Genomic DNA, 3675 nt, shown 5'->3' with positions numbered 1-3675 from the left:
GCGCTCGGGCATGGCCGAGGACCTGCTGGACACCATCGGCCAGCTGTTCGGCACCATCCGCGGCGGCCTGGCCTATGCGGTCATCCTGGTGGGCGCCATGCTGGCCGCCACCACCGGCGTGGTGGCCGCCTCGGTCATCTCCATGGGCCTGATCTCGCTGCCCATCATGCTGCGCTACGGCTACGACCGGCGGCTGGCCACCGGCGTGATTGCCGCGTCGGGCACGCTGGCGCAGATCATCCCGCCTTCGCTGGTGCTGATCATCCTGGCCGACCAGCTGGGCCGCAGCGTGGGCGACCTGTACAAGGGCGCCTTCATCCCCGGCTTCACGCTGGTGGGCATGTACATGCTGTACGTGTTCATCGTCACCATCGTCCACCCCAACCGTGCACCGGCACTGCCGCTGGAAGCACGCACCATCCGTGAAGACGACGGCAGCAGCGGCAACCGCTCCTTGCTGGTGGTGTTTCTGCTGGCGGTGGCTGCGGGCGTCGCCTTCGGCGAAACCCGGCCCGAGGGCACCGCAACGGACGAGCGCATCGTGCTGTCGATGTGCGTGGGCGTGGCGGTGGCCTTCACGCTGGCGGTGCTCAACCGCCTGCTGCGGCTGAAGCTGCTGTCGCGCATGGCCGAGCGGGTGACCTTCGTGCTCATTCCGCCGCTGGCGCTGATCTTCCTGGTGCTGGGCACCATCTTCCTGGGCGTGGCCACGCCCACCGAAGGCGGCGCGATGGGCGCGGTGGGCGCGCTGCTGATGGCGCTGGCCCGCAAGCGGCTGAACCTGGCCCTGCTGCGCCAGGCGATGGATACCACCATGAAGCTGTCGTGCTTCGTGGTCTTCATCCTGCTGGGTGCCACGGTGTTCGGCCTGGCCTTCCAGGGCGTGGATGGCCCGAAGTGGGTGGAACACCTGCTGAGCAGCCTGCCGGGCGGCCAGCTGGGCTTCCTGATCGTGGTGAACATCCTGGTGTTCTTCCTGGCGTTCTTCCTGGACTTCTTCGAGCTGTCCTTCATCGTGGTGCCGCTGCTGGCGCCGGTGGCCGACAAGCTGGGCATCGACCTGGTGTGGTTCGGCGTGCTGCTGGCGGTGAACATGCAGACCTCGTTCATGCATCCGCCGTTCGGCTTTGCCCTCTTCTACCTGCGCAGCGTGGCGCCGACCGAGGACTACACCGACCGCGTGACGAAGAAGCCGATCGCCAAGGTCAAAAGCTCGGAGATCTACTGGGGCGCCGTGCCCTTCGTGATCATCCAGCTGGTGATGGTGGCGATGATCATCGCCTTCCCGGGCCTGGTGGGTCACGACACCGAGGCCGCCTCGGGCATTGACGCCGACAAGGCGCTGCAAGAGATGGTGATGCCGGGGGCCGAGCCCGAAGCCAGCCCGGCGCCGGGCATGGAAGTGCCCGCCGTGCCCGAGGCCGGCGGCAGCGAGCCCTCCGCCGACCCGGCCCCGGCGGCCGAAGACGACCCGATGAAGGCGCTGCAGGACGCCATCAAGGAAGACGCGAAGAAGGCCGGCAAGCCTTGATGCTGCCCGGGGCCCTGCGGGGCCCTGGTGCGGCGTCGCCCGCAGGTGCTAGCTCAGCCGAAAGGACAGCTGGCGCTCATGGCGCAGCGACAGCAGCACGACACGCGCGTCGTCGTGGGCATAGAGCAGCACATATCGGCCAATGACCACTTCGCGCAGGCCGTGCAGACCGAGCGAGGCCAGCAAAGCCGAGAGAGCGTCGCGCATGACTTGTGTATGCACCGAGGTGGACTCCGTCGCCCTTGCCGGCCGCCCCATCGCCGGATAGCTGGCCAATCGTCCGCGAACCGCCTGCACTTGCGCCTGGAGCTGGGCCCAGCGCCTGGGTGCAGACTCGGCGTTCTGCTGGGCCATGAACTGCCGGGCCTCCGCCAGGCGGCGCGCAAAGCCCGGGGTGGCGGTCACCCCGGCTCGCGCTGGCGCGCTCATGCGCGTCGAGGCGACTTCTTGTTGGTTGGCGCAGCCACGCCCAGAAGTTCGTCAAGCTCGGCGTCCGACATCTGCTGGCCCGCGGCCAGGTCGCGCAAGCCTTGCAGGGCGTCGCCGAGCAGCACCACATTGGCAAACTCCGCCTCGAGCGCGTGGTAGTAGTCGAGCTTGCGGGCATCCACCAGCGCCACGAAGCTCGACCCGTTTTTGGTCAGCAGCTTTTCGGCGCCATGCGTCACCACATCGTCGGCGAGTTCGGTCAGCCGAGCTCGGGCTTCGCTGATAGGTACCACGTCGCTGGCACGCACGCCCATGACCGTCTCCGATGAAAGCTCGACAAAGCCCTGTGCCAGATAGTGTATGGAATTCGCCAAGCCCATGACAAAGGGCCCCTCACGGGGCCCTTGTCATTGGTGCAGCTGAAGACTTACAGCTTGGCCGACTGCATGTAGCGGTCGAACTGGCCTTCGGTGAAGCGGAACCACAGGTTCTGGTCCTTCAGGAAGGCGGCGTAGTCGGTGTACACCTTCTTCCAGGCCGGGTTGCTGTTGGACAGCTCCGAATACACCGCCATCGATTCCTTGAAGGCCGCGTCCATCACGTCCTTCGGGAAGGGCATCAGCTTGACCTTGGCGGCCACCAGTTGCTTGAGCGCGCCGGGGTTCAGCGCGTCGTACTTGGCCTGCATGTCGACGTGCGCGCTCAACGAGGCCGCCTCGACGATGGCCTTGTACTCGGGCGTCAGCGCGTCGTAGGCCTTGTTGTTGATGAAGAAGTCGACCTCGGGGCCGCCTTCCCACCAGCCCGGGTACGCATAGAACGGCGCCACCTTGTAGAAGCCCAGCTTCTGGTCGTCGTACGGGCCCACCCACTCGGCCGCGTCGATGGTGCCCTTTTCCAGCGACTGGTAGATCTCGCCGCCGGGGATGTTCTGCGGCACGCCGCCCATGCGCTCGATGATCTTGCCGGCGAAGCCGCCGATGCGGAACTTCAGGCCCTTGATGTCGGCCAGCGACTTCACTTCCTTGCGGAACCAGCCGCCCATCTGGCTGCCGGTATTGCCGCCGGGGAAGCTGATCATGTTGTACTGCGCATAGAACTCGCGCATCAGCTTCAGGCCGTTGCCGTGCAGCATCCAGGCGGTCATCTGGCGGCTGTTCATGCCGAAGGGGATGGCCGCGCCGATGGCAAACGTCGGGTCCTTGCCGAAGAAGTAGTACGGCACGGTGTGGCACATGTCGACGGTGCCGTTCTGCACCGCGTCCACCACGCCGAACGGGGGCATCAGTTCACCGCCGGCATGCACCGAGATCTGTAACTTGCCGCCGGACATGTCCGACACCTTCTTGCTGAAGACTTCGGCGGCCCCGTAGATGGTGTCCAGCGACTTCGGGAAGCTGCTGGCCAGGCGCCAGCGGATGTTGGCCTGGGCCTGCACGAAGGCCGGGGCCGTGCCCGCAGCCAGCACGCCCGCGATGCCGGCACCGCGAACGAAGGAACGACGTTCCATGTAGGGGACTCCTGTGGACGGAATTTAGGTCGCGCGATTCTAGGAGCCGCATTTCGTCGGCCCCGAGGGGGTTTCCCCGCAGCAGATTCGGCGACGCCGCCCGCAGGCCGTCAGCTTGGTGTCAGCCACCGGCGACACCTCAGTCCCGCCGGGCCGCCCCAAGGGACTGAGATCCCCCTCGGGGGGACGCGAGCGCAGCGAGCTT

At 66.6% G+C, this 3675-nt stretch carries 4 protein-coding genes; 1 reads left to right on the top strand and 3 read right to left on the bottom strand.

Annotated features, from left to right (window positions below):
• A partial coding sequence (locus tag ABNT58_RS19385; RefSeq protein WP_348755063.1) for a TRAP transporter large permease subunit occupies positions 1–1531 on the top strand: 1531 nt, incomplete at its 5' end.
• A gap of 48 nt (positions 1532–1579) precedes the next feature.
• Here ABNT58_RS19385 and ABNT58_RS19380 read toward each other — a convergent pair.
• From ABNT58_RS19380 to ABNT58_RS19370, 3 genes are all read right to left on the bottom strand, one after another.
• Positions 1580–1936 (bottom strand): type II toxin-antitoxin system RelE/ParE family toxin, encoded by a 357-nt coding sequence (locus tag ABNT58_RS19380; protein WP_348755062.1) that lies wholly within the window; start codon positions 1934–1936, stop codon positions 1580–1582.
• 20 nt (positions 1937–1956) lie between these two features.
• Entirely contained in the window at positions 1957–2274 is a 318-nt protein-coding gene (locus ABNT58_RS19375) for a type II toxin-antitoxin system Phd/YefM family antitoxin (RefSeq protein WP_348755061.1), read from the bottom strand.
• A 113-nt stretch (positions 2275–2387) separates the two neighbouring features.
• Complete coding sequence (locus ABNT58_RS19370; protein WP_348755060.1) at positions 2388–3470, bottom strand: TRAP transporter substrate-binding protein; 1083 nt, start codon at positions 3468–3470, stop codon at positions 2388–2390.
• Positions 3471–3675: the final 205 nt, after the last annotated feature.

Source organism: uncultured Aquincola sp., assembly GCF_964001545.1.
Taxonomy (GTDB): Bacteria; Pseudomonadota; Gammaproteobacteria; order Burkholderiales; family Burkholderiaceae_C; genus Aquincola.
Note: the sequence above shows the minus strand (reverse complement) of the source record. Positions and strands in the feature narration are given on the sequence as shown.